At 65.6% G+C, this 24,604-nt stretch carries 21 protein-coding genes; 12 read left to right on the top strand and 9 right to left on the bottom strand.

Features of this window, described 5'->3' with window-relative positions; translation table 11 throughout:
* Nucleotides 1–182: 182 nt before the first annotated feature.
* From AC0X69_RS06430 to AC0X69_RS06420, 3 genes are all read right to left on the bottom strand, one after another.
* Nucleotides 183–1,043 (bottom strand): tRNA nucleotidyltransferase/poly(A) polymerase-related protein, encoded by an 861-nt coding sequence (locus tag AC0X69_RS06430; protein ID WP_482612414.1) that lies wholly within the window; start codon nucleotides 1,041–1,043, stop codon nucleotides 183–185.
* Between the two features lie 94 nt (nucleotides 1,044–1,137).
* Nucleotides 1,138–1,482 carry a hypothetical protein gene (locus AC0X69_RS06425; protein ID WP_482612412.1) on the bottom strand — a complete coding sequence of 115 codons (345 nt, stop codon included), beginning with the start codon at nucleotides 1,480–1,482 and terminating at the stop codon, nucleotides 1,138–1,140.
* A gap of 66 nt (nucleotides 1,483–1,548) precedes the next feature.
* Nucleotides 1,549–2,517: a beta-ribofuranosylaminobenzene 5'-phosphate synthase family protein gene (locus AC0X69_RS06420; RefSeq protein WP_482612410.1), complete on the bottom strand. Its 969-nt coding sequence runs from the start codon at nucleotides 2,515–2,517 to the stop codon at nucleotides 1,549–1,551.
* Between the two features lie 98 nt (nucleotides 2,518–2,615).
* On the opposite strand from AC0X69_RS06420, the gene AC0X69_RS06415 reads away from it, so the two are divergent.
* The 7 genes from AC0X69_RS06415 to AC0X69_RS06385 all read left to right on the top strand — a co-directional run bounded on the left by AC0X69_RS06415 (nucleotide 2,616) and on the right by AC0X69_RS06385 (nucleotide 9,453).
* A complete protein-coding gene (locus tag AC0X69_RS06415; RefSeq protein ID WP_482612408.1) occupies nucleotides 2,616–2,993 on the top strand; it encodes a 4a-hydroxytetrahydrobiopterin dehydratase in 378 nt (125 codons plus the stop codon).
* An 11-nt stretch (nucleotides 2,994–3,004) separates the two neighbouring features.
* Nucleotides 3,005–3,850, top strand: a complete 846-nt coding sequence (gene folP / locus AC0X69_RS06410; RefSeq protein WP_482612406.1) for a dihydropteroate synthase — start codon at nucleotides 3,005–3,007, stop codon at nucleotides 3,848–3,850.
* Between the two features lie 6 nt (nucleotides 3,851–3,856).
* Nucleotides 3,857–4,336: a 2-amino-4-hydroxy-6-hydroxymethyldihydropteridine diphosphokinase gene (gene folK, locus AC0X69_RS06405; RefSeq protein ID WP_482612404.1), complete on the top strand. Its 480-nt coding sequence runs from the start codon at nucleotides 3,857–3,859 to the stop codon at nucleotides 4,334–4,336.
* Between the two features lie 543 nt (nucleotides 4,337–4,879).
* A complete protein-coding gene (amoC, locus tag AC0X69_RS06400) occupies nucleotides 4,880–5,650 on the top strand; it encodes a bacterial ammonia monooxygenase, subunit AmoC (RefSeq protein ID WP_482611377.1) in 771 nt (256 codons plus the stop codon).
* Between the two features lie 274 nt (nucleotides 5,651–5,924).
* Nucleotides 5,925–6,683 (top strand): bacterial ammonia monooxygenase, subunit AmoA, encoded by a 759-nt coding sequence (amoA, locus tag AC0X69_RS06395; protein WP_482611375.1) that lies wholly within the window; start codon nucleotides 5,925–5,927, stop codon nucleotides 6,681–6,683.
* A gap of 161 nt (nucleotides 6,684–6,844) precedes the next feature.
* Nucleotides 6,845–8,107, top strand: coding sequence for a bacterial ammonia monooxygenase, subunit AmoB (gene amoB, locus AC0X69_RS06390; RefSeq protein ID WP_482612402.1), 1,263 nt, complete (start codon nucleotides 6,845–6,847; stop codon nucleotides 8,105–8,107).
* 338 nt (nucleotides 8,108–8,445) lie between these two features.
* Complete coding sequence (locus tag AC0X69_RS06385) at nucleotides 8,446–9,453, top strand: nickel/cobalt efflux transporter (protein ID WP_482612400.1); 1,008 nt, start codon at nucleotides 8,446–8,448, stop codon at nucleotides 9,451–9,453.
* A gap of 2 nt (nucleotides 9,454–9,455) precedes the next feature.
* Here the strand turns inward: AC0X69_RS06385 and AC0X69_RS06380 are convergent, their stop codons facing one another.
* The 3 genes from AC0X69_RS06380 to AC0X69_RS06370 are packed head-to-tail and all read right to left on the bottom strand — an operon-like array spanning nucleotide 9,456 to nucleotide 13,673.
* Entirely contained in the window at nucleotides 9,456–10,355 is a 900-nt protein-coding gene (locus tag AC0X69_RS06380; protein WP_482612398.1) for an SDR family oxidoreductase, read from the bottom strand.
* 42 nt (nucleotides 10,356–10,397) lie between these two features.
* Nucleotides 10,398–13,151, bottom strand: coding sequence for a heavy metal translocating P-type ATPase (locus AC0X69_RS06375; RefSeq protein WP_482612396.1), 2,754 nt, complete (start codon nucleotides 13,149–13,151; stop codon nucleotides 10,398–10,400).
* A 36-nt stretch (nucleotides 13,152–13,187) separates the two neighbouring features.
* A complete protein-coding gene (locus AC0X69_RS06370; RefSeq protein ID WP_482612394.1) occupies nucleotides 13,188–13,673 on the bottom strand; it encodes a methyltransferase family protein in 486 nt (161 codons plus the stop codon).
* A 128-nt stretch (nucleotides 13,674–13,801) separates the two neighbouring features.
* Between AC0X69_RS06370 and AC0X69_RS06365 the strand changes: the two genes are divergently transcribed.
* From AC0X69_RS06365 to AC0X69_RS06350, 4 genes are read left to right on the top strand one after another with little or no spacing between them, the layout of a single operon-like run.
* On the top strand, nucleotides 13,802–14,146 hold the full coding sequence (locus AC0X69_RS06365) for a ClpX C4-type zinc finger protein (RefSeq protein ID WP_482612392.1): 345 nt from the start codon (nucleotides 13,802–13,804) through the stop codon (nucleotides 14,144–14,146).
* Nucleotides 14,147–14,163: 17 nt separating this feature from the next.
* Nucleotides 14,164–15,297, top strand: a complete 1,134-nt coding sequence (locus AC0X69_RS06360) for an 8-amino-7-oxononanoate synthase (RefSeq protein WP_482612390.1) — start codon at nucleotides 14,164–14,166, stop codon at nucleotides 15,295–15,297.
* Nucleotides 15,294–15,929: a dethiobiotin synthase gene (gene bioD, locus AC0X69_RS06355; RefSeq protein WP_482612388.1), complete on the top strand. Its 636-nt coding sequence runs from the start codon at nucleotides 15,294–15,296 to the stop codon at nucleotides 15,927–15,929. The genes AC0X69_RS06360 and bioD overlap by 4 nt, the downstream gene beginning before the upstream one ends.
* Nucleotides 15,926–17,194 carry an adenosylmethionine--8-amino-7-oxononanoate transaminase gene (locus AC0X69_RS06350; RefSeq protein WP_482612386.1) on the top strand — a complete coding sequence of 423 codons (1,269 nt, stop codon included), beginning with the start codon at nucleotides 15,926–15,928 and terminating at the stop codon, nucleotides 17,192–17,194. The genes bioD and AC0X69_RS06350 overlap by 4 nt, the downstream gene beginning before the upstream one ends.
* Here AC0X69_RS06350 and AC0X69_RS06345 read toward each other — a convergent pair.
* The 3 genes from AC0X69_RS06345 to AC0X69_RS06335 form a co-directional block, all read right to left on the bottom strand.
* A complete protein-coding gene (locus AC0X69_RS06345; protein ID WP_482612384.1) occupies nucleotides 17,191–18,948 on the bottom strand; it encodes an AMP-binding protein in 1,758 nt (585 codons plus the stop codon). The two genes, AC0X69_RS06350 and AC0X69_RS06345, sit on opposite strands and share 4 nt — an antisense overlap.
* 144 nt (nucleotides 18,949–19,092) lie before the next feature.
* Entirely contained in the window at nucleotides 19,093–20,094 is a 1,002-nt protein-coding gene (locus AC0X69_RS06340; RefSeq protein ID WP_482612382.1) for a nickel/cobalt transporter, read from the bottom strand.
* Nucleotides 20,091–20,735 carry a DUF1007 family protein gene (locus AC0X69_RS06335; RefSeq protein ID WP_482612380.1) on the bottom strand — a complete coding sequence of 215 codons (645 nt, stop codon included), beginning with the start codon at nucleotides 20,733–20,735 and terminating at the stop codon, nucleotides 20,091–20,093. The genes AC0X69_RS06340 and AC0X69_RS06335 overlap by 4 nt, the downstream gene beginning before the upstream one ends.
* Nucleotides 20,736–21,010: 275 nt before the next feature.
* Here AC0X69_RS06335 and AC0X69_RS06330 point away from each other — a divergent pair, with 275 nt between their 5' ends.
* Nucleotides 21,011–24,526 carry an indolepyruvate ferredoxin oxidoreductase family protein gene (locus AC0X69_RS06330; RefSeq protein ID WP_482612378.1) on the top strand — a complete coding sequence of 1,172 codons (3,516 nt, stop codon included), beginning with the start codon at nucleotides 21,011–21,013 and terminating at the stop codon, nucleotides 24,524–24,526.
* The last annotated feature ends 78 nt before the right edge of the window (nucleotides 24,527–24,604 follow it).

Raw genomic sequence — 24,604 nt, 5'->3', positions numbered from 1 at the left:
TTAAGAGAAATCAAAACGGCGACGTCAACACCCTCGTATGAACTTAACTCGACCACGTTGGGCCAGTCCCCTTCAAAACGTCCGCTCAATTAGAGAGGTTCGGTCGACGGGATCGATGTACGACTCGCAAGAACATCGATCATGGGCGTACGGAAGTCTCTGAGAAGGCGAATCACTATTTCCTACCCCACTTCGCTCGACCAGCGCTCCGAGCGAAAGGCAAGCGCGATCGCCTCGGCGCGGGCGCTCTGGCGCGCCTCGGCTGACTCGTTCTCCGTAACGCCGGCGCAGGCCTTGAGCGCGATCTCCAGCAGCGCCGCCTTCGGATAGTTTTGGCCCTCGCGACCGGGGTGGGCGCCAAAATCGCAGGCGCAGACGATCATCAAGTCGCGAAAGCGCTCCGGCGCGTCGAAGGCGCCCAAACGTTCCAGCATCAGGGCGACGGGGCCCGCGCGCATTTTCGTCACGCGGTGCACGCGTTCGCATTCGCCAAGCGCCAGCAGCGCGAGATCGCGGCATTCGGCCGGCGCGCCGAAGCGCGCGCAGATTTCTTCAATGCGCGGGCGCCCGCGCTCGACATGCCGGTAATGCACGGGCAGATGCTCGCGCGGCGAATCCGACTTGCCGACATGCATCGCGAGCAGCGCGAAACGCACGGGTAACGGCGCGCCGCGTTTCGCCGCTTCATCGAGCGTCTTCAGCAGGTGTTCGCCAAGATCGACCTCGGCCTCGCCGTCGGACATCTGCGGCACGCCGACGAGCGCGGCGACCTCGGGCAGGATTTCGAAGAGCGCGCCGCATTCGCGCAGCGTCCTGATCATCTTCGAGGGCGCGGGGCTCATCAGCCCGCGCACGAGCTCCGGCCACATTTTTTCGGGCGCGGCGTCGACGAGATGGCCGGCCTCGACCTGTTCGAAGAGGAGATCGAGAGTCTCGTCATCCGGGCCGGCGCCCGATTCGGCGATCAGCGCCGCCATCCGCAGCACGGCGAGGCCAGGATCGGTTTGTCCGAAGTCGGACGCGGAATCGGGTTCAAAGGCCATGGGGACGCAACCGTGGGGGAGAACCCGGCGCGACATGCAAGGCGCTTGCCGCAGCAGTCTTGCGGCGCGATGCGCCGGTTGGCGTCGCGCCGCGCTAGCGGGCGGGCTTCGCCGGCGCTTCGGGCCGGGCGACGCCGGCCGCCCGGCGGCGGTTCTCGGCGGCGGCGGCTTCGAGTCCGGCGGCGAGGGCGCGCACGTCGGCCGCGGATTTCTTCTTGGGGTCCTTCGGCGGCGTCGGATCGAAGGCGCGGTACTCGAGCCGGTCGGGCCGCGAGGCGCGGACGAAATCCTGCGCCTGCGGCGCCGGGCTGCGCAAGCCGGTGGCGTCGAACAGGCGGCCGATGAAGGCGCCGCCGCTCGAGGGCGGGGCCTCCTGGGCGAGGGCCGCGGCGGGGCCGAGCCCGGCGATCAGAATAAGGGCGATGCGCGCGTAGTTCATGGCGGCGAGCAGGCCATAAAAATGCGGCGCCAGTGGGTCGGCGCCGCGTGCGGTTTGAAGCGCGCTCTAGGCGATCTGCGCGTAGACCGCGTCGATCTTCGCGCCCCGGTTGAGGCCGCGATGGATCGAAATGTCCAGCCCTTCCTCGCGCGCCTTCGCGCCGTGGCGTCCGAGCAGTCGGCGCGCCGCCATGTCGCTGTCGACGAAGGCGAAGCCGGTCGGCCCCCATGAGGTCTGGCCGCCGCCGGTCGCGCCGTCGGCGAGCAGCTGGGCGACGGTCGCCTCGACCCTGGCGCTGGTGAAGCGGCGTCCGCCCTGCGCCGCGGCGAAATGGTCGCCGACGAGCGCCTGGATGCGCGTCAGCGCCGCGCCGAAGGGCGCGAGCTCCTTTTCGGCGAGCGCCGGCAGGATCTGCATCAGCACCAGCCGGCACACTTCGCCGCTCATCGCCGCGTCGACGGGCGGCAGTTCGGCGAAGGCGTCGCGCTCGTCGGCCCCATGCAGCCCGGCATGGCCGGGATCGCAGACCAGCAGCACGCGCCAGTCCTCGGGAAAGGCGGCGCGGGCGACGACCGGCGGCGTTATCGTGTGCGGGCCGCGGCCGCCGTCGACGACGACGCCGCCGAGCTGGAACAGGCCGGCGCCGAGCCCCGAGCGCGCGCCGCGCGCCATCAGCGCCGCGTCGGCGGCGGGATCATGCGGCAGGTCCTCGAGGCGGCGCAGCGCCGCGCTGACGGCGAGCGCCAGCTGTGTGCCGGAGCCAAAGCCGGCATGGGCGGGAATCGCCTCCTCCAGCGTCAGCCGGTGGCGGCGCGCGACGCCAAGCGCCTCCTGCGCGCGCTCCAGCAGAGCAGAGGCGCGCGCGCTTTCGGGGCCCTCGACTAAATTCCGGTCGGCGCGGGTCAGCGTCAGCCGCGTCGCCGGCGCGTCGAGCGAGAGGCCGACGCCGCCGAACTTGCGTCCCAGGCCGCCGTTCATGTCGAGAAAACCGAGATGCAGCCGCGCGCTCGCCGCGACGCTCACACTAGCCGGCATGGCGCCTCTTGTGTCGGAGGGAAGACTTCGGGCCGGTTTAGGCTATAACGCGTCTCGACGAAAGAATGTTGCGTCGCAAGCGCAGGAGGGGAGCCGTCATGGCAAAGGAAGAGCGCGCCTATTCCGAAGACGAGATCGCCGCGCGGCTGAAGAGCGAACTGCCGCACTGGCGATACGAGAACGGCTGGATCCGGCGAAGATTCAAGACGCACAGCTGGAAGGGCACGCTGATGGTCGTCAATACGGTCGGCCATCTCGCCGAGGCCGCCTGGCACCATCCCGACATCGCCGCCTCCTACGCCTGGGTCGAGGTGAAGCTTCAGACCCATACTGCGAAGGGCATCACCGACAAGGACTTCGAGCTCGCCAGAAAGATCGAGGAGGTCGTCTCCTGGCGGCCCGGCAAGGCCGGCGGCGCGCTCGAAGGCACGCCCGAGACCGATCAGCGCTTCGCCTATGTGAAATACGACGACTGACGGGACCCGGCTTGGCCTTCGACCTGCAGGCGATCGCGACGCAGCGCGATCGCTTCCTTTCGCTGATCGGGACGCGCCCGGTGATCATGGGCATCGTCAACGTCACGCCCGATTCCTTCTCGGACGGCGGGCTTTTCGCCAGTCGCGAAGCGGCGCTGGCGCAGGCGAAGCGGCTCGTGGGGGAGGGCGCCGACATCGTCGACGTCGGCGCCGAGTCGACGCGCCCGGGCCACACCCCGCTGACGGCCGAGGAGGAGTGGGCGCGCCTCGCGCCGCTGCTCGCCGCGCTGGTCGCGGAGGCGGGCGCGCCGGTGTCGATCGACACCTACAAGGCGGAGACGGCGCGCCGCGCGCTCGGCCTCGGCGTCTGCCTCGTCAACGACATCTGGGGCCTGCAGCGCGATCCCGAGATGGCGCAAACGATCGCGCAGGCCGGCGCGGCGGTCGTCATCATGCACAACCGCGAGACGACCGAGCCCGAGATCGACATCGTCGCAGATATCAAGCGATTCTTCGCCCGCTCGCTCGACATCGCGCGCCGCGCCGGCGTGCCGGAGCGCCACATTCTGCTCGATCCGGGCGTCGGCTTCGGCAAGAGCCGCCAGCAGAACTATGATGCGCTGCGCGCCATTCCGGAGCTGCTGACGCTCGGCTTTCCGCTGCTGATCGGCGTCTCGCGCAAATCGCTGTTCAAGGGCCTGGGCGAGGGGCTTCTCGAGGGACGGCTCGTCGGCACGCTCGCGGCCAATCTGCTCGCGGCGCGCGACGGCGCGCAGGTCTTCCGCGTGCATGACGCCGCCGAGCACCGCGCCGCCTTCGAAGTGCTGCGCACGCTCGGCGCGCGTCCGGGAGGTTGAGAGACGATGCGAGTCGGATTTGGTCTTGGCAGCAACATCGGCGACAAGCCGGCCAATATTCGCGAGGCGCTGCGGCTGGTCGAGGCGCGGGGGCTGGCGCGGCTCGAGAGAGTCTCGCGAATCTATCGCACCCCTCCGTGGGGCGACCTCGACCAGGGCGATTTCGCCAACGCCTGCGCCATCGGCGACACCGCGCTCGCGCCCTATGAGCTGCTCGCGGGGGTCAAGAAGATCGAGGCCGACATGGGCCGCGCGCCGACGCGGCGCTGGGGGCCGCGGCTGATCGACGTCGACATCCTCTTCCTCGGCGAGCATGCGATCGACGATCCCGAGCTGACGCTGCCGCACAAGGAGCTTTTCCGCCGCGGCTTCGTTCTCGCGCCGCTCGCGGAGATCGCGCCGGACCTCGAGCTGGACGGCGTCACGATGCGCGATGCGCTCGCCGGCGCCGACGCGACCGGCGTGCGCCCATGGTCGGAGAAATAGCCGCCCACCCCGGATGGTTGCCGCTCTTCGCGGCGCAGCAATTCACGAGATCGCGCCGGCGAACGCTGATACGCTGATCGTAAATATCGCGTTGTTCCAGCGACATGGATGAAATGATGCGCTGCGCTGAGATTCTTCGCGGAGCTCCGTAGGGGTGGGCTTTTAACTATCCCCTAGGGTTGCATTGGCTATTCGATAGATTGTTTTGCTCTATACCAAGGGGTATTGTGGTTAGGGGGGCGTTGTTGGAATTGTTGCGGCACGCTGAGCTGGGTCTGTTGTCTGCCCTTTCAAGGGGGCGGGTTTGGATTTTGGCTTAGGCGGCGACGTCGGTGTTCGTCCGATAACAACAAGCAGCCGGGTTCCGGGGATTCCGCGATTTCCGGGAAGGCTGCGGCAAGACAAGGGCGGGTTTGCGTGTTTTTAGCAAGAAGACGCGCTTTCGCTTTATGCAAGAAACGAGGACGAAGCGGCTCCGTTGTGGGAGGCGGAGCGATACCGGTCACGCGCAATTCCCTGGGAGCACATTAGGAGGAGAAAGGTATGAGCTCGACGACTGACACAGCAGCCCGGGCTGCTGCTGGCACGGAAGCTGTAGTTGACCTTAAGGGCATGTGGATTGGCCTTGCGGTTCTGAACGGCTTCTATCTTGTTGTCCGGATTTACGAGCAGATTTACGGCTGGCGCGCTGGCCTTGACTCGTTTGCTCCTGAATTCCAGACGTATTGGATGTCGATCCTTTGGACCGAGATCCCGCTCGAGCTGATCTCGGGCGTTGGCCTTGCCGGCTTCCTTTGGAAGACGCGCACGCGCGATTTCTCGACCCTGACGGCCCGCGAAGAGATGCGCCGGCTTGTGGTCGAGGTTCAGTGGCTGGTGGTTTACGCGGCCGCCATTTACTGGGGCGCGTCGTTCTTCACTGAGCAGGACGGCACCTGGCACATGACGGTGATTCGCGACACGGACTTCACGCCGTCGCACATCATCGAGTTCTACATGAGCTACCCGATTTATTCGGTTATCGCGGTTGGCGGCTTCTTCTATGCGAAGACTCGTCTTCCGTATTTCGCGAAGGGGTACTCTGTCGCGTATCTGATCGTGGCGATTGGCCCGTTCATGATCATCCCGAACGTCGGCCTGAATGAGTGGGGCCACACGTTCTGGTTCATGGAAGAGCTGTTCGTTGCGCCGCTGCACTGGGGCTTCGTGTTCTTCGGCTGGATGGCGCTTGGCGTGTTCGGCGTCGTGCTTCAGCTGCTGATCAACATTCAGCGTCTGATCGGCAAGGAAGGCGTCGCCCTCCTGACCGAGTAATCGAGACCCGCGCCGCCCGCTTCGCGGCGGGCGGCGTCACGGCTCTGAGCTTTCGCTAAAAGCAGAGATCTTCGCCTTTCGCTTTGTGAGCGTGGGTTGGGTTTCTGCGGCCTGGATCGGGGGTTTCGGTTAGGAGCCCTGGCGGGCGAAGGCTTTGAAGGATGCGGGCGGCGGGCGATCCGCCGTCCGGGCGCCGGCGGCGGGAAGGCTGCCGGGAGCCATAAGGAAAGAACTCGGGCTTTTACGGGTTCGAGAAACACCAAGGAGAAGAGTGATGTCACAATCGAAAAGCGGGGGGGCGGTCGGTCCGTTCAACTCCGTCGCTGAGGCGGCGGGTTGCGTCCAGACGGTCGACTGGATGCTTCTTGTTCTTCTGTTCTTCGCCGTTCTTGGCGGCTACCACGTCCACTTCATGCTGACGGCGGGCGACTGGGACTTCTGGGTTGACTGGAAGGATCGTCGTATGTGGCCGACGGTCGTGCCGATTCTGGGCGTGACCTTCTGCGCGGCGTCGCAGGCGTTCTGGTGGGTGAACTTCCGTCTGCCGTTCGGCGCGGTGTTCGCGGCTCTCGGCCTCCTGATTGGCGAGTGGATCAACCGCTACGTCAACTTCTGGGGCTGGACCTACTTCCCGATCAGCCTTGTGTTCCCGTCCGCTCTGATCGTTCCGGCGATCTGGCTTGACGTGATCCTGCTTCTGTCGGGCTCCTATGTGATCACGGCGATTGTTGGTTCGCTGGGCTGGGGTCTGTTGTTCTACCCGAACAACTGGCCGGCGATTGCGGCGTTCCACCAGGCGACGGAGCAGCATGGTCAGCTGATGACGCTTGCGGATCTGATCGGCTTCCACTTCGTCCGCACGTCGATGCCGGAATATATCCGCATGGTCGAGCGCGGCACGCTGCGCACCTTCGGTAAGGACGTTGTGCCGGTTGCGGCGTTCTTCTCGGGCTTCGTGTCGATGATGGTTTACTTCCTGTGGTGGTTCATGGGTCGTTGGTATTCGACGACCAAGATCATCGACACGATCTAAGCATCGTCGCTTGCTGCGGCGCTTTAAGAGGGGCGCCGCGGCGGCCTGCAAGGAAAGAAGAGCGGCGGACTGTGGCTGTTGGCTTTAAGTCCGCTGCGAGAAGCAAGACCGGTTGGCGCGCGAGGCGGCGGCCGGTGAAGAGGAACCTGGGAGGTTTATCGATGAAAAAGTTCGTCAAGCTCGCCGCGATTGGCGCGGCGGCGGCTGTGGCGGCGACCCTGGGAGCGGTTGCTCCCGCGTCGGCCCACGGCGAGAAGTCGCAGCAGGCGTTTCTTCGGATGCGCACGCTGAACTGGTATGACGTTCAGTGGTCGAAGACGACGGTGAACGTCAATGAAGAGATGGTGCTGTCGGGCAAGATCCATGTGTTCTCGGCCTGGCCGCAGGCGGTCGCCAATCCGCGCGTGTCGTTCCTGAACGCCGGCGAGCCCGGTCCGGTTCTGGTTCGCACGGCGCAGTTCATCGGCGAGCAGTTTGCGCCGCGTTCGGTGTCGCTGGTTCCCGGCAACGACTACGCCTTCTCGATCAACCTGCGCGGTCGTCGCGCCGGCCGTTGGCATGTTCACGCTCAGATCAACGTCGAGGGCGGCGGTCCGATCATCGGCCCCGGCCAGTGGATCGAGATCAAGGGCGACATGAAGGACTTCACCGATCCGGTGACGTTGCTTGACGGCTCGACGGTCGATCTCGAGACCTATGGCATCAGCCGCGTTTATGCGTGGCATCTGCCGTGGCTTGCGGTCGGCGCTGCGTGGATCCTGTTCTGGTTCGTGCGTAAGGGCGTCATCGCCTCTTATCTGCGCGTCGCCACCGGCAAGGTCGACGAGCAGGTGACGGACGACGACAAGCGCATTGGCGCGATTGTTCTCGCGCTGACCATCCTGGCGACGATCGTCGGCTACGCCGTGACGAACTCGACCTTCCCGCGCACGATCCCGCTTCAGGCGGGCTTGCAGAAGCCTCTGACGCCGATCGTGACTGACGGCACGGCGGGCGTCGGCAAGGAGCGCGTGTCGGCTGAGCTGAACGGCGGCGTCTACAAGGTCCCTGGCCGTGAGCTGACGATCAACGTCAAGGTCACGAACACGACCTCCGAGCCGCTTCGCCTTGGCGAATATACGGCGGCCGGCCTGCGCTTCCTGAACCCTGACGTGTTCACGACGAAGCCCGACTTCCCGGACTATCTGTTGGCCGACCGCGGTCTGTCGACGGACCCGACGCCGATCGCGCCGGGCGAGACCAAGGAAATCGCCGTGAAGGTGCAGGACGCGCGTTGGGACATCGAGCGTCTGTCTGACCTGGCTTACGACACCGACAGCCAGATCGGCGGCCTCCTGATGTTCTTCTCGCCGTCGGGACGCCGCTTCGCGGCCGAAATCGGCGGTCCGGTCATTCCGAAGTTCGTCGCCGGCGATATGCCCTAAGCGATACTGAAGAATTAGGACAAAAGCCCCCGGCCCAAAAAGCCGGGGGTTTTCTTTTTGAGGAGGCGCCGCGCTCACAGGCGCCCGCGCCGCATGCGCCGCGCCTGTCTTGACTGCGCGGGCAGCGCTCCAAACGGGAACCTAAGCGCTCCGAAGCTTCGAGCGTTCGCGCGCCCCGCTTCGTCGGTTCGAGTCCCGCAAGAGCTTGTTTCATTGGGGGACGCTGACTATAAAGTAGACAGAGTCAGACGTTCTCGTGAAGGCGGAGCGTCGAGCGCCGCCGCAAGGCTGGCCCCTCCGTCACCTCCGACATACGCCTGGAGCTCACGGCGAATTCGATGTCCGATCTCTCCGAAGTCTTCCGCGCCGGCGCAGCGAATGCTTGGATTTTTGCGCCGAGCGCCGTGGCTCTAGGCGCGCTGCACGGGCTCGAGCCCGGCCATTCGAAAACCATGATGGCCGCCTTCATCGTCGCGGTTCGCGGCACTGTGGCGCAGGCGATTCTGCTCGGCGTGGCGGCGACAATCTCCCACACGGCGATCGTCTGGGCGGTCGCGCTGACCGGCCTTTATCTTGGCGCGCAACTCAACGTCGAAGCGAACGAGCCCTATCTCCAGATCCTCTCTGGCGCGCTGATCGTCGCCGTCGCCCTCTGGATGACATGGCGAAGCTGGCGAGAGGTGGCGGCCGGCCGAGCCGCGACGGCGTCGGCGCGGGAGGATGGCCTGATCGCGCTCGGCGCAGGCGCGGGTCATGGCCACGTGGGTCATGCCCAGGCGGATCACAGCCACACGGATCATGGCCACGCGGGTCATGGACACGCGGGTCATCGTCACACGCACCTCGGCGCCCATGTTCATGCGCATGACGCCAGCGTTGCTCACAGCCATCAGCACGATGGCGGCGTTCCGCACACACATGAGGAAGAGGAATTCGAGAGCGAGCTTCTCGACGTGGATCCGACCGTCTATGCCGACGCGCATGAGCGCGAACATGCGCTCGAGATCGAGCGGCGTTTCGCCAATCGGCAGGCGACGACCGGCCAGATCATTCTCTTCGGCCTGACCGGAGGTCTCATTCCCTGTCCGGCGTCGATAACCGTGCTGCTCCTGTGCCTGCAGGTCGGACGCATCGGACTGGGCGCGCTGCTCGTGCTGTGCTTCAGCATCGGTCTCGCGCTGACTCTCGTGCTCGTTGGCGTCGCCGCGGCGCTCGGCATGCGCCACGCAACCTCGCGCTGGCCCGGATTGAATGCGCTGGCGATGCGCGCGCCCTATTTTTCGGGCGCGCTCGTCGCGGCTGTCGGCGTCTATACGATCGCGGCCGGCGCAGCCGCGCTCGGATAAGTCTATTTGCGGAGATGAAAGGCTGACTTCGTCACCTTCGCGCTGATCGGCGCGTCGAGAAAGAAGTCGAGCACGGCGTCTTCTCGCGGGTCGACGGCGTAGGCGGAGAAGTCGGTCATGCCTTCTTCCGCGAGCACGCGCACGTCGATGAAGAAATTGCCGCTGCAGCTCTTTGCCGGGCGAATGAGAATGGCGTGCGCCGCGTCCGCGACGATCTCCGGCTTGCGAGACCGGCGCAGCAGCTCGTCGCCGCCGAGAAGATTGCCGACGGCGGCCGTGGCGATCGCCGTTTCGGGCCACAGCGAATTGACGCCGACGCCGTCGGACTCGAGGTCCCTCGCGAGTCCAAGCGTCACGAGGCTCATCCCATATTTCGACATCGTGTAGGCGAGATTGGGCGAGAACCACTTCGGGTTCAGATCGAGCGGCGGCGATAGCGTCAATATGTGCGGATTGGCGGATTTGCGGAGATGCGGCAGCGCCGCCTTGCAGCACAGATAGGTTCCGCGCGCATTGATCTGATGCATCAGATCGAAGCGCTTCATCTCCAGCGCGTCGATGCCGCGCAGATCGATGGCGCTGGCGTTGTTGACGAGGATGTCGATCTCGCCGAAGCAGGATACGGCCTGATTGATCGCCGCCTCGACCTGATCCTCGAAGCGAATGTCGCAGGCGACGGCGAGCGCCTGTCCGCCCGCCGCTTCGATCTCCGCAGCGGCGGTATAGATCGTGCCGGGAATTCTCGGATTTTCGATCACGCTCTTGGCCGCAATGACGACATTCGCGCCGTCACGCGCGGCGCGCATGGCGATCGCGAGGCCGATGCCGCGGCTCGCGCCGGTAATGAACAGGGTCTTGCCGGCGAGCGAGCGCGTCACTGCGTCAGTCATGGCGTCAGTCATGGCGCGCGCATGCCGTCATTGGCCGCGAGAAAGGGCGCCGCCTCACGCGGCGACCTGCGCCGGATAGCCGGCTTCGGTGATCGCCTTGGCGAGCGCCTCGGCGTCCCTGGGCGCCGGCGTCACGTCCACTTTGCCGCTGGCGAGATCGACTTTGACGTCGGCGTTCGGCTCGACCGCCTGCACCGCCTTGGTGACATGTTTCACGCACATATTGCAGGTCATGTCCTTCACATTGAACGTCGTCATCGCTTCCTCCTTGATCTCTTTATCCGTCGCTTCCGTTTCGATCGGCGCCGTCTGATCGGCGATTTCCGCGGCCGCGACAAGCGGCGGCTCGAAGCGGCGCAGGCGCAGCGCGTTGGTGAGCACGAAAACGCTCGAGAGCGCCATGGCCGCGGCGCCGAACATCGGCGAGAGCAGCATGCCGTTCACAGGATAGAGCGCGCCAGCCGCGACGGGAATGAGCACGACGTTGTAGCCGAAGGCCCAGAACAGATTCTGCTTAATGTTGCGCATCGTCGCATGAGAGATCGCCAGCGCCGCTGGCACCTTGGCGAGATCGCCCGACATCAGCACGACATCGGCGGCCTCGATCGCGATGTCGGTTCCCGTGCCGATGGCGATTCCGGCGTCGGCGGCGGCGAGGGCCGGCGCGTCATTCACGCCGTCGCCCACGAAGGCAATTTTATCGGCTTCGCGCAGGCGCTCCAGCGTCGCGACCTTTCCGTCGGGCAGCACGCCCGCGACGACCTCGTCGATTCCCAATCTCCGGGCGATGGCCTGCGCCGTGCGCGCGTCGTCGCCGGTGATCATCGCCGTCTTCACGCCTATCGAATGGATGGCGTCGATGGCGGCGCGGCTCGTCGGCTTCAGATCGTCCGCGACGGAGAGGATCGCGGCTAGCTTGCCGTCGATCGCGACGTAAAGCGGCGTCTTGCCTTCCTCGGCGAGTCGCTGGGCGTCGGCTGCGAAGAACGCGGCGTCGAGCCCGAGCGACGTCATGAAGCGCTCGGCGCCGATCGCGACATTCTTGCGGTCGACGGTTCCCGTGACCCCCATGCCGGCGACGGACTTGAAGTCGGCGCAGGGCGAAAGCGGAAGATCCGCGGCCCTGGCCGCGGCGACGAGCGCCGCGCCCACGGGGTGTTCGGATTGCGATTCGACGCTCGCGGCGAGCCGCAGCAGTTCCTGCTCGCTCTTGCCGGGCATGGCGACGAGATCGGTCAGGCGCGGCTTGCCATGGGTTAGCGTGCCGGTCTTGTCGAAGGCGATGAGCGTCACGTCGCGCAGCGTCTGCAGCGCCTCGCCCTTACGGAACAGCACGCCGAGCTCCGCGGCGCGTCCCGTGCCGGTCATGATCGCCGCCGGCGTCGCCAGCCCCATGGCGCAGGGGCAGGCGATGATCAGCACGGCGACCGCGTTGACGAGCGCGTACGTGAGGCGCGGCTCAGGTCCGATCAGCATCCAGACGACGAAGGTCAGCGCCGCGACGGCGAAAACCGCGGGGACGAAGACGGCGGTGACGCGATCGACCAGCGCCTGGATCGGCAGCTTGGCGCCCTGCGCCTGCTCGACCATGCGGATGATGCCGGCGAGCGTCGTATCCGCGCCGACGCGGGTCGCGCGGAACGAGAATGCGCCGGACCCGTTGACGGTCGCCCCCGTGACGGCGGCGCCGGGTCTTTTTGCGACCGGCGTCGGTTCGCCCGTCACCATCGACTCGTCGACATGGGATGCGCCTTGCGTGACCACGCCGTCGGTTGGAATGCGTTCGCCCGGCCGCACCAGAACGATGTCGCCGACGCGCACGTCGTCGATATCCACGTCGACGGTCGCGCCGTCGCGTTCGACGCGGGCGGTCTTCGGCTGAAGGCGCGCGAGCGCGCGGATCGCCTCCGAGGTGCGGCCTTTGGCGCGGGCCTCCATATAGCGGCCGAACAGGATGAGGGTGACGATGACGACCGCGGCCTCGTAGTAGACATGAACAGAGCCGGGCGGCAGCACATCGGGCGCGAAGGTTGCGACGACCGAATAGAGATAGGCGCTGAGCGTGCCGGTGGCGACGAGCGCGTTCATGTCGGGCTGGCGCCGCAGCAGCGACGGAACGCCCTTTAGGAAGAAGACCAGGCCGGGGCCAAACAGCACGACGGTCGTGAGCAGGAAGGAAATCTCGCGGATCCTCGCCTCGCCGATCGTGCTCATCGCCCAGTGATGGACCGGCGGGATGAGATGACCGCCCATTTCGACCGCGAAGATCGGCGCCGTCAGAACGGCGGCGACCGCCAGACGGAAGCGCAGCGCCCGCATCTCCTCCTCGCGCCGCATCCGTTCGCGATCCGCGCCGGCGGAATCCGCTTCGATGGCGCGCGGCTCGTAGCCGGCCCCCGAAATGGCCCGGCGCAGCCGGTCGGTGAGGCCGGGGCCGGCGAGCGCGCGCACGGACGCGCGCTCGGTCGCGAGATTGACTTTCGCCTCGAGAACGCCTGGAACCGCGTTCAGCGCCTTCTCGACATGCGCGACGCAGGAGGCGCAGGTCATGCCGCCGACGCCGATCTCGATCGTCTCGACGACAGCCTCATAGCCGGCGTCGGAGACGGATTTGACGAGCCGGGCGAGATTTGCGTCGGGCGCGAGAGAAACCTCCGCCCGTTCAGTCGCGAGATTGACGCTCGCGGCGTTTACCCCGGGCGTGTGCGCAAGCGCCTTCTCGACATGCGACACGCAGGAGGCGCAGGTCATGCCCCGGACGGTGAAGTCAAGGCGTTCGCCGCCCGGTAGAGGAGTTTGAGCGTTCATGTTTGCCGCCTCGTTCACAACGCCCTTGCGGTCAGTTTAGAGCCACCGCCGCGTGTGCGCCATATACGACCGATAGTCGTCGCCGAATTTCCCAAGAAGATGCCGCTCTTCGGGCTCGATGGCGAGCTTTGTCAGCCCGATCGCGAGAAGCGGCGTCAACAACAGCGTGAAGGGCGAGCCGAGGAACAGACCCAGTCCAAAGATCAGCGCGACATGCGACACATAGATGGGATTGCGCGAAAAGCGGAACGGCCCCTCAGTGACGAGATAGGAAGCCGCGCGGTGCGGCATGATCGTCGTTTGATGTCGCGAGAGAATGCGAAAGCACCAGACATCATTGGCCAGCGCCAGGAGGACGATCGCCACGCCCGCGATATGTGGCAGCAAGGAGGAAGCGCGATCGACGAGCGAAGCCCCGGTGGCGGCGTCGAGCGCCATCCCGGCCGCGAGCGTCGCCGCCATGAGGATCGGGGGCCAGGGGATCGGCGAGGGCGGGGCGCTGGAGCGTACCGGCGCGTGCATTGCAGCTGCTCCGTGGGAAACTTTAATCTTAAATCGCGTTTCAGCGTGGCGGTTTCAAGTGGGCTGTCAAGACCGACTTGACGATCCTCGGGCAAGCTGTCAAGAAGATCTTGACGGAGACGCTGGCCATGCTCACTGTCCCCAAACGTAAACTGCGCTGCTCGTTCTGCAAGAAGTCGGAGACCGAAGTCTCGCGGCTGATCGGCGGCGCCGCCGGCGGCTACATCTGCGAGGACTGCGTCGGCGTCTGCAACAAGATTCTCGACGCTTCGCCTTCGCCTTTCAAGAGCTGGGACGATCTTTCCGACGAGCAGCTGCTGTCGTCAGTCAAGGCCAGCGAGGCCAGCGTCGCGGCGCTGCAGTCGCTCATGCATGTGCAAGTCGCGGCGCTCCGCAAGCGCGACGTGAGCTGGACCGCGATCGGCAAGGCTCTCGGCGTTTCGAGGCAGGCGGCCTGGGAGCGATTCTCCTGATCGAAGATCGGCCCTCGATGCTCGATCGCTACGCGCAGGATCTCGCGAGCCTCGCCGCGCGCGGCAGGCTGCGCGCGCTCGCGCCTCGCGCCGGAATCGATTTCGCTTCGAATGATTATCTTGGGCTCGCCGAGTCGCCGGAACTCGCCGCGGCTCTGGCGGCGGCGCTCGCGCGCGGCGTTCCTGTCGGCGCCGGCGGCTCGAGGCTCTTGCGCGGCAATCATCCGGAGCATGAAGCCCTGGAAGAGGAGGCGGCGCGCTTCTTTGGCGCGGAAAGCGCGCTCTATTTCAGCGGCGGCTTTACGGCCAATGAGGCGCTGCTCTCCACCGCACCGCAGCGCGACGATTTCATTCTTTATGACGCGCTTGCGCATGCGAGTGCCCATGAAGGCATGCGGTTGGCGCGCGCGCCGAACGCGGGATTTGCGCATAATGACGTGGGCGCCGCCGAGGACGCGATCCGCCTCTGGCGCGAAAAGGGCGGACGCGGAAAAGTCTGGATCGTGGTCGAAAGCCTTTACAGCATGGACGGCGACAAGGCGCCTCTCGAGGATCTCTATGCGCTCGCCGCAAAAAGCGACGCCTTTCTCTTGATCGATGAGGCGCACGCCACGGGCGTTTACGGCCCCAGCGGGCGTGGACTCGCCGCGCGTTTCGAAGGCGCGGAGAATGTCATCAGTCTGCACACCTGCGGCAAGGCGATGGGAGTCGTCGGCGGACTTCTCTGTCTGCCGCGCATCTTGCGCGATTTCATGATCAACCGCTGCCGGCCGTTCATCTTCGCCACCGCGCCGTCGCCGGTTATGGCCGCTTGCGTCCGCGCTGCGCTAAGGATCGTCGCGGCGGCTGACGCGCGGCGCGCGGAACTCATGACGCGCATCGATTGCGTCGGCGCGGAGCTGCGTCGCCTTTGCGCCATCGAACCATCGGGGAGCCAGATCCAGCCCATCATCGTCGGCTCGGACGTTCGCGCGACGACGCTTGCATCGCGCATGCAGGCGCATGGCTATGACATTCGCGCCATCCGTCCCCCGACCGTGCCAGACGGCTCCGCTCGCCTGCGCATCGCGCTGACGCTCAATGCAAGCACGGAAGATATGACGCGCATGGTCGCGCATCTTGGCGAAGAACTGGCGAGGCTTGAAGCATGAACCGCCGATTTGTCATCGTTGGCACGGATACGGACGTCGGCAAGACCGTCGTCTCGGCGGCGATCGTCGGCGCGCTTAACGCCTTTTATTGGAAGCCGGTGCAGTCGGGGCTCGACGGCGAGACGGACTCGCAGACCGTCGCGCGGCTATCGGATGCGCCGCCTCGCCAAATTGTTCCAGAAGCATGGCGACTGCGTCGGCCGGCTTCGCCGCATCTCGCCGCGCGCGACGAAGGCGTTGAAATCGACGTCGTCGCGCTCAACCCGCCGCGCTGCGACGGACCTCTCATCATCGAGACGGCCGGCGGCGTGATGACGCCGCTCAGCACCCGCGCGCTGACGATCGATCTGCTTGAGCGTTGGCGACTGCCGGTCATACTGGTCGCCCGCACGCGCCTCGGCACGATCAATCACAGCCTGCTGACGCTCGAAGCGCTGCGCAGACGCGCGATACCGATAACGGGAATCGTCTTTTCGGGAGACGCCGACGCCGATGCGCAGCATTCGATCGAGACGATCGGCGGCGCGCGCATTCTCGGCCGGCTGCCGAGACTCGATCCCCTGACTCAGAAAACGCTGCGCGCGGCGTTTGACGCCGCGATCGACCGCGACGCCTTCGGAAGCGACGCATGAGCTTTGTCACCGACTCGCCGGTCTGGCGGCCGTTCACGCAGCATGCGCTACAGCCCGGCGCCTTCAAGATCGCGCGCGCCGAAGGCGCCTGGCTCGAAGCCGAGGACGGCAAGCGTTTTCTCGACGCCATCTCGTCGTGGTGGGTGATCACCCATGGACATCGCCACCCCGCGGTCATGCAGGCGATCCGCGAAGCAACCGGGCGTCTCGACCAGATCATCTTCGCCGGCTTCACCCATGAGCCCGCGGAAACTCTGGCGCGGCGTCTCGTCGCGCTGACGCCGCCCGGCCTCGACTATGTCTTCTATTCCGACGGCGGCTCGACCTGCGTCGAAGTGGCGATCAAGATGGCGCTCGGCTTCTGGCGCAACCGCGGAGAATCGCGCACGCGGATTGTCGCGCTTGAGCACGGCTATCATGGCGACACGATCGGCGCGATGTCCGTCGGCGCGCGCTCGCCCTTCAATGCGCCTTACGAGCCGCTGCTTTATGAGGTCTCGCGCATTCCCTTCCCTACGCGCGGCCGTGAGCAGGACACGCTCGACGCGCTGGAGCGCGCCTGTCGCGACGCGCCTGCCGCCCTGCTGGTCGAGCCGCTGCTTCTGGGCGCGGGCGGCATGCTCATGTATGGCGCCGATACGCTCGCGGAGATGCAGCGCATCTGCGCGCGTTACGGCGTGCTGTTCATCGCCGATGAAGTGATGACCGGCTTCGGCCGCACCGGAACGCTCTTCGCCTGCGAGCAGGCGAAATTCGTTCCCGACATCGCCTGCTACGCCAAGGGACTTACCGGGGGCGCGCTGCCGCTCGCCGTCACCATGTGCAAGAGCGAGATTTTCGAGGCGCATCTGTCGCCGGAGCGCGCCCGCGCCTTTTTTCACTCGAGTTCCTATACGGCGAATCCGATCGCCTGCGCCGCAGCGCTCGCCAATCTCGACGTCTGGGCGACTGGAGAACCCGCCGCCCGCGTCGCGGCGCTCTGCGACATGCAGGCGGCGCGAATCGCGCGCTTTACGGACGATGCGCGTTTCTCCAACGCACGCCGGCTCGGCATCGTTGCGGCGCTTGATCTGAAGATCGCGCAGAGCGGCTATCTTGCGACGATCGCGCTCGATCTGATGCGCTTCTTCAACGAGCGCGGGCTCGTGCTGCGTCCGCTGGGGCCGACGCTCTATGTCTTTCCGCCGTACTGCGTCGAGGCGTCCGAACTCGATCTCGTTTACGATGCGATCAGCGAGGCGGCGGACCGTTTCGGCGAGCGCTAGCGGCCGAGTTCGGTCCGCACGCTCTTGCCGCGCCCTTCGTCCGCGACGGTATTCTTGCGCGCGAGAAATTCCTCCTTGAGCGCGCGGCGCAGGATCTTGCCGACATTGGTCTTCGGCAGGCTCTCGCGGAATTCGTAATAGCGCGGCACCTTGTAGCTGGTGAGCTGCTCATGTGCGAAAGCCCGCAACTCCTCGCGCGTGAGGCTGCTGTCGCGCGCCACGACAAAGGCCATGGGCGCTTCGCCGGAATGTTCATTCGGCACGCCGATGACCGCCGCTTCCTTGACCTTGGGATGCTCGACCAGCACCGATTCGACTTCGTTCGGATAGACGTTGAAACCCGAGACGAGGATCATGTCTTTCAGCCGGTCGACGATCTTGATCAGCCCGTCAGGCGACATCACCGCAATGTCGCCTGTCCTGAGGAAGCCGTCGGCTGTCAGCGCGTTTTCGGTTTCATCCGGCCTGCGCCAGTAGCCGCCCATCAGTTGCGGCCCCTTGATGCAGAGTTCGCCGCGCTCGCCGATCGGAACCGGCTCGCCTTCGGGCGAGCGCACCGAGATTTCCGTCGATGGCACGGGATAGCCGATCGCGCCGGTGAATTCCGTGATCGTTGGCTTGTTGACCGTGGCGATCGGCGAGGTTTCGGTCAGCCCATAGCCTTCGACGATCGGCTTTCCGGTCAGCGCCTTCCACTTCTGCGCCACGACTTCCTGAGTCGACATGCCGCCGGAGATGGTGAGAAGCAGGTTGGAATAGTCGACGGACTTCGCGGTCGAATGGTCGGCGATCGCCGCATAAAGCGTGTTGACGCCGGAGAACAGCGTGAAATCCGATTTGCGCAGCGTCGCGATCAGGCCCTTGATGTCGCGCGGATTGGCGATCAGCAGACAGCAGCCGCCGGTCTTCACCACGAGCATCAGGCACGCCGTCAGTCCGAAGATGTGATAGAGCGGCAAGGCCGTCACCATGATCAGCGGCTTGCCTTCGAGATAGGGTTTCAGCCAGGCCCATGACTGTTCGACATTGGCGGCGACGTTGCGATGCAGCAGCATGGCGCCCTTGGCGACGCCGGTCGTGCCGCCGGTGTACTGCAGGAACGCGACGTCGTCGGGTCCGATCGGCGGCGGCTTGAACGGCTCCTCGGCGCCCGCCTGCAGCACTTGCGCGAAGCCGACGCAGCCGGGCAGCCGATAGGCCGGGACCATGCGCTTGACCCATCGCGAAACGAAATTGACGATCATTCCGCGCAGTCCCATCAGATCGCCGGGTTTGACGATGACCGCACGTTCGATTTTCATGTGCGGCCAAGCGGTCGCCGCTGTATGCGCGAAGTTTTCAAAGACGAACAAGAAGCGCGCGCCCGAGTCGTTCATCTGATGTTCGAGTTCATGCGGCGTGTACAGCGGATTGACGTTCACGACGACGCCGCCGGCGAGCAGGACGCCAAAGAGGATGGCCGGATAGGCGAGGACGTTCGGCGACATGATCGCGACTCGATCGCCCTTCTTCAGTCCGCGCGTCTGCAGCCAGGCGGCGACGGCGACGGCGGCGCGGCCGAGCTCTTCGAAAGTGAGCGTCGCGCCGAAACTCTCCATCGCGGTTCTGTCGGCGAATTCCGCGACGCTTGCGTTGAAGATCCGAATGAGCGTCGAATATGACGATTCGTCGATATCAGCCGGAACGCCGGCGGGGTAGGAGGAAAGCCAGGGCCGCTTCGCGTAGGGGTCCTCTTTCTTTTCTGCGCCTGTCATGTCGCTTTGGACCTCCGCGAGCGGGCGTGAACGCGCGCTGCGAATCGCGCGCGCGCCTAACTGCTTTTGTTCAAGATAGCGCGTCCGGCGCCGAATGACGCCATCTCCCGCCGCAATGATCATGCTGCGTCGCCGCGAGCCGCGTCACGCGGCTCCCGCGGTCGTCGGCGCAAGGCCGAAGAGCAGCGTGACGCCGAGCGCCAGAACAAGCATTGCGGCGATGAACTCGCCGCCGCGCGCGATGATGAGGGCGCGTCGCGAGTCCTTCGCGCCAAGCCGCGCCGCGGCGCTCTTTGCGTAAACGGCCGTGGCGGCGAGGGCGCCCGTGGTGATCGCGGTTCCGGCTGACATGGCGATGACCGCCCCGGCGCCGGCGGCGAACAGTCCCTGTGACAGGGTGAAGACAAGCACCAGAATGGCGCCGGAGCAGGGGCGCAGTCCGGCGGCGATCACCGTCGCCGCCGCGTCGGCGAGCCGAAACTTCGGCCCCCCCAGAGTCGACGGGTCCGGCGCATGCCGGCAGGTCTCGTCATGCACATGCGTCGGATCGTCGATCGCCTCACAAACGAAGCCCCGCGCGGACGGAACGATCGCGGGCGCGCGAAGCGCCGCAGCCAGCGCGCAGCCTTTCACCCAGGCGAGCCGCGCGCCGAGCGCCGCAACCGCGGCATAGCTTGCAAGTTCGATCAGCCGCGTCGCGTCGCTCATCTGGCTCGCGGTTGCGCGGAAGAACGCCGCCGCCGCGCCGACGACGGCGATCGCGACGACCCCCTGCAGCAACGCGGCGAGCGCCGCAAGCAGCAAGCCCCGGCGCAGCGCCGTTTCATTGGCGAGCATGTAGGAGGCGAGCACCGCCTTGCCGTGGCCCGGTCCCGCGGCGTGAAAGGCGCCATAGGCGAAGCTCGCCGCCGCGAGCGCAAGAAAGGCTGAAGGGTCGGTCTTGAGCGCCCGGACGGCGGCCTGCAGCTCGGCGTGGAACTTGGCTTGCCACGCCAGAATGAGCCCGGCGAGGCCTGTCGCCGCAGCTGTCGACTCCTGAGCGCCGACGGCGAATGGATGGCGCGGCGCGCACCAGGCAGGCGAAACGGCGGCCGCGGCGAAGATCGCGATCAGGCCCAGCCCGACCGCCCACCGGCTGATCTTCACGGACAGGCCACGATCGCGCGCGTGGCCAGTTTCACGCCGAAATCGGCGCCCGGCGACATGTTCTGAAAGAATGCTTCGCTGAGCTTCTGGTTCTCATTCGCCAGGAGCGGCGCGGGGTCGACGAGGCTGAGCGAGCATCCGGAGGGCGCGCCTGCGAGCGTCACCGGATCTTTCTTCTCGAGTCCGAAGGAAACGAAATATGTCGGGTCATAGACCTGAAATGAGAATGGCTTTTTGGCCGCGACCGGCGTCTCCAGCGGCAGGAAGAAGTGTAGTGTGACGATCTTCTTGTCGTTGGCTTCGAGCGTCACATTCTCCGGCGGCTTGAACGCGAGCTTGGCGCTGCTCTGCTTGGCGAAGGTGAAAAACTCGAATTCAGCCAGCGACTCGACGTTCGTCTTGGCGAGCGGCGCAAGTTCTTCCTTCGTGGGCGGCTTGCCGTCCTTACCGAGTCCCTGTACGGCATAGGCCGAATACATCTCGTCGAACTCCCAGGCGTGCCTGACGCCGGTGATCTTGCCGTCGGGGGCGAACACGACTTCGCTGCGCACAGCCACCCAGACGTGGGGGTGGGCGGCGGCCGCGCCAATTCCTGCAGCGGTCGTCAAAAGGATGAGAATCGTCTTGAATTTCAACTTCATGCGAGTCTCGCGCTTAGGCGACGAAGGCGGCAAAACCGCGGCGCACAGGCTCCCCATATGAGCCTGTGTATGTTAGCAGATCCATTCTTGAAAAGGCGCTTCCCTGTGGCATAAGGTGGAAGTTGCAGAGTCGGCGCCTGAGGGCGCTGTGCGGCGGCAGGCCGCGAGCGGCTGGGTCGTTAATCCGTATTCGTTCACGGGTTGATCCTTGTCTTTTAGCGTGTGAGCGCAAGAGTCGAAAGCGCGCTTCGCCGATTTCGCGCAGGAGAGCAGTAATGGCGGAAATTGCCGCCGGCGACGCAAAGACCGGCTCCGCCTTCGCCGAGGCGTCGCTCTCCGATAGATTTGATCTCGACAAATCGCGTGTGCTGATCACCGGCACCCAGGCGATTGTGCGTCTCCTCCTCATGCAGAAGGAGTCCGACCGCCGCGCCGGACTGAACACCGCGGGCTTTGTGACCGGCTATCGGGGTTCGCCTCTGGGCGGCGTCGACGCGCAGATGCACAAGGCCAAGGCGCTGTTTGACGCCAACAATATTCTCTACATGCCGGGCCTTAACGAGGACCTCGCGGCGACCGCGATCTGGGGCGCGCAGCAGGCCGAGATGCGCGGCGAGGGCAAATATGACGGCGTCTTTTCGCTGTGGTACGGCAAAGGTCCCGGCATCGACCGCAGCGGCGACGCGTTCCGGCACGTCAATCTCGCCGGCGTCTCGCGCTATGGCGGCGCGCTGGCGCTCATGGGCGACGATCACACGGCCGAATCCTCAACGACCGCGCATCAGTCGGATTATCATTTCGTCGACGTCATGATCCCCATCCTGTCGCCGGCCGGCGTGCAGGAAATCCTCGATTACGGGCTCTATGGCTTCGCTCTGTCGCGCTTCGCCGGCGTGTGGGTCGGACTGAAGCTCCTCAAGGACACCGTCGAATCGACGGCTTCGATCGACGCGTCGCTCGGTCGCATCCGCCCGATAGCGCCCGCGGATTTCTTCATGCCGCCGGGCGGCCTCAATATCCGGCCTGGCGATCCGGTGCTCGCTCAGGAAGAGCGCATGCAGGAGAGCAAGCGCGACGCGATGCTCGCCTTCATTCGCGCCAATCGCTTGAACCGCATCATCACGTCGGGCGGCGCCAATCCGAAGATCGGCGTCATCACGGTCGGCAAGTCCTATCTCGACGTGCGTCAGGCGATGGACGATCTCGGGCTCGACGAGGTGAAGGCGAACGATCTCGGGTTGCGCCTGTACAAGATCGCCGCGCCCTGGCCGCTGGAGCCGCAGGGCCTGCGCGAATTCGCGCGCGGACTCGATCTGATCATCGTCGTCGAAGAGAAGCGCTCGCTCATTGAAGTGCAGCTGCGCGAGGAATTATACGGCGCGCCGCATCAGCCGCTCTGCATCGGCAAGAAGGACGAGCGCGGCGAATGGCTGTTCCCGGTCAAGGGCGCGCTCGACGCCAATGACGTCGCCATCGCCATCGGGCGACGGCTGCTGAAATATCATCCGCTCGAGGAGCTCGAGGCCCGCGTGCGCCGGCTCGAGAAACTGCAGGATCGCCGGCGGACGATGACGGACGTCACCGTTCGCGTGCCGCATTTTTGCGCCGGCTGTCCGCATTCGACGTCGACCCACGTGCCCGAGGGCTCGCGCGCCTATACCGGCATCGGCTGCCACTACATGGCGCAATGGATGGACCGCTCGACCGAGGGGTACACCCATATGGGCGGCGAGGGCGCGAACTGGATCGGCGAAGCGCCGTTCTCGACGCGCAAGCATATGTTCCAGAACCTCGGCGACGGCACCTATAATCATTCAGGGTCGCTCGCCATCCGCTTCGCCGTCGCGACCAACACCAACATCACCTTCAAGATTCTCTTCAACGGCGTCGTCGCGATGACCGGCGGCCAGAAGCATGAAGGCGAATTGACGGTCGAAACGATCGCCCGCCAGGTCGCGGCCGAAGGCGTCAGTAAGATCGCGCTGGTCAGCGACGAGCCCGGCAAATATGCGCCGACGATCGTCTGGCCGCCTGGCCTGACCATTCACCACCGCAACGTCCTCAACGAGGTGCAGCGCGATCTGGCGCAGACGGAAGGCGTCACCGTGCTGATCTACGATCAGACCTGCGCCACGGAAAAGCGCCGCCTGCGCAAACGCGGCCTGATGACCGATCCGGATTCCCGCGTCATCATCAACGAACTCGTGTGTGAAGGCTGCGGCGATTGCGGCACGGCGTCGAACTGCGTCGCGGTGCAGCCTGTCGAAACCGAATTCGGACGCAAGCGGCGCATCGACCAGTCCGCCTGCAACAAGGACTTCTCGTGTCTTGAGGGCTTCTGCCCGAGCTTCGTGACCGTACATGGCGGGCGAATGAAAAAAGCGCCGCTACCCTCCAAGGAAGACGCCAGCGTACAGCCGGCGCTGCCGGAGCCGCGCATCGCCGAGATCGGCAAAACGCCCTATGGCGTTCTGGTTGCGGGCCTCGGCGGCACCGGCGTCGTCACCGTTTCCGCCATTCTCGGCATGGCCGCGCATCTCGAGGGCAAAGGCGTCGGCGTCATCGACATGGCCGGCCTCGCGCAGAAGGGCGGGGCGGTTTACTGCCATGTGAAGATCGGCCGCACGCCCGCGGACGTTCACGCCATACGCATCGCCGCCGGCGAAGCCGATCTGATGCTGGGCTGCGATCTTGTCGTCGCCGGCGCCAAGCAGGTGCTCTCCGCCGTGGAGCAGGGCAAGACGGCGGTGCTCGTGAACTGCGCCGAGGTGTTCCCCGGCGACATCGAACGCAATCCCGATTTCGTTCTGCCGTCGGAAGAGATCAAACAGGCGATCCGCCGCGCAGGCGGGCCGGAGTCGACCTTCATCGACACCACGGCGCTCTCGCAGGCGCTGCTCGGGGACTCGATCGCCGCGAATATCTTCATCCTCGGCTACGCCTGGCAAAAGGGCCTGCTGCCGCTTTCCGACGCTGCGATCCTGCGCGCGATCGAACTGAACGGCGAATCCGTGCCGATGAATCAATCGGCCTTTCTTTGGGGCCGGCGCGCCGCACATGATTTGAAGAGCGTGCTCGCCGTCGTCGAGTCGCTGCGCCAACCCAACCGCAGCCGCGAGAAGTCCAAAACTCTCGACGAGATCATCGAACGTCGCACGGCGTTCCTCGTGGACTATCAGAACGACGCCTACGCCGGCCGCTATCGCGCCCGCGTCGAGCAGATCAAGCGGCTCGAAGCCGCGCGCGCGCCGGGCTCCCGCGAATTGACCGACGCGGTCGCGCGCTACCTCTTCAAGCTGATGGCGGCGAAGGACTATTATGAAGTCGCGCGGCTCTACACCGACGGCGCCTTCCAGCGCCAGCTCAATGAAACCTTCGAAGGCGATCTGCGCCTCGAACTGCATCTCGCGCCCAATCTCCCAGCGCTCCAGCGCAAGACCGACTTCGGCGGCTCGCGCAAGTTCACCTTCGGGCCCTGGATGTTCAAGGTGCTGCGGGTGCTGGCGCGGATGAAGAGCTTGCGCAACACTTGGCTCGACGTGTTCCGCTTTGATCACGACCGCGTCGTCGAGCGCAGGCTCCTGAGCGATTACGAAGCCCTGCTCGACGAATTCTCGGTTACTTTGACCCCCGAAAATTACGCCAGCGCCGTCGCGCTCGCGCGACTGCCGGAGCACATTCGGGGCTTCGGCCATGTCAAGGCGCGCCACATCGCGGCGGCCGATGCCGAGCGCGAACGGCTCATCGCCGAATATCGCCACCCGGCGGCGGTGAAACTCGCCGCCGAGTGAGCCGCGCGCTCGACGGCGCTGTGATATAAGCGCTCCAACCGCCGCTTCAGGGCTGTCATTCCCGGCGAACCGAAGGTC

It is taken from the genome of Methylocystis sp. Uni0008, from assembly GCF_056838045.1.
The sequence above is the reverse complement of the archived record's forward strand: the minus strand, read 5'-3'. Positions and strand labels throughout refer to the sequence as shown.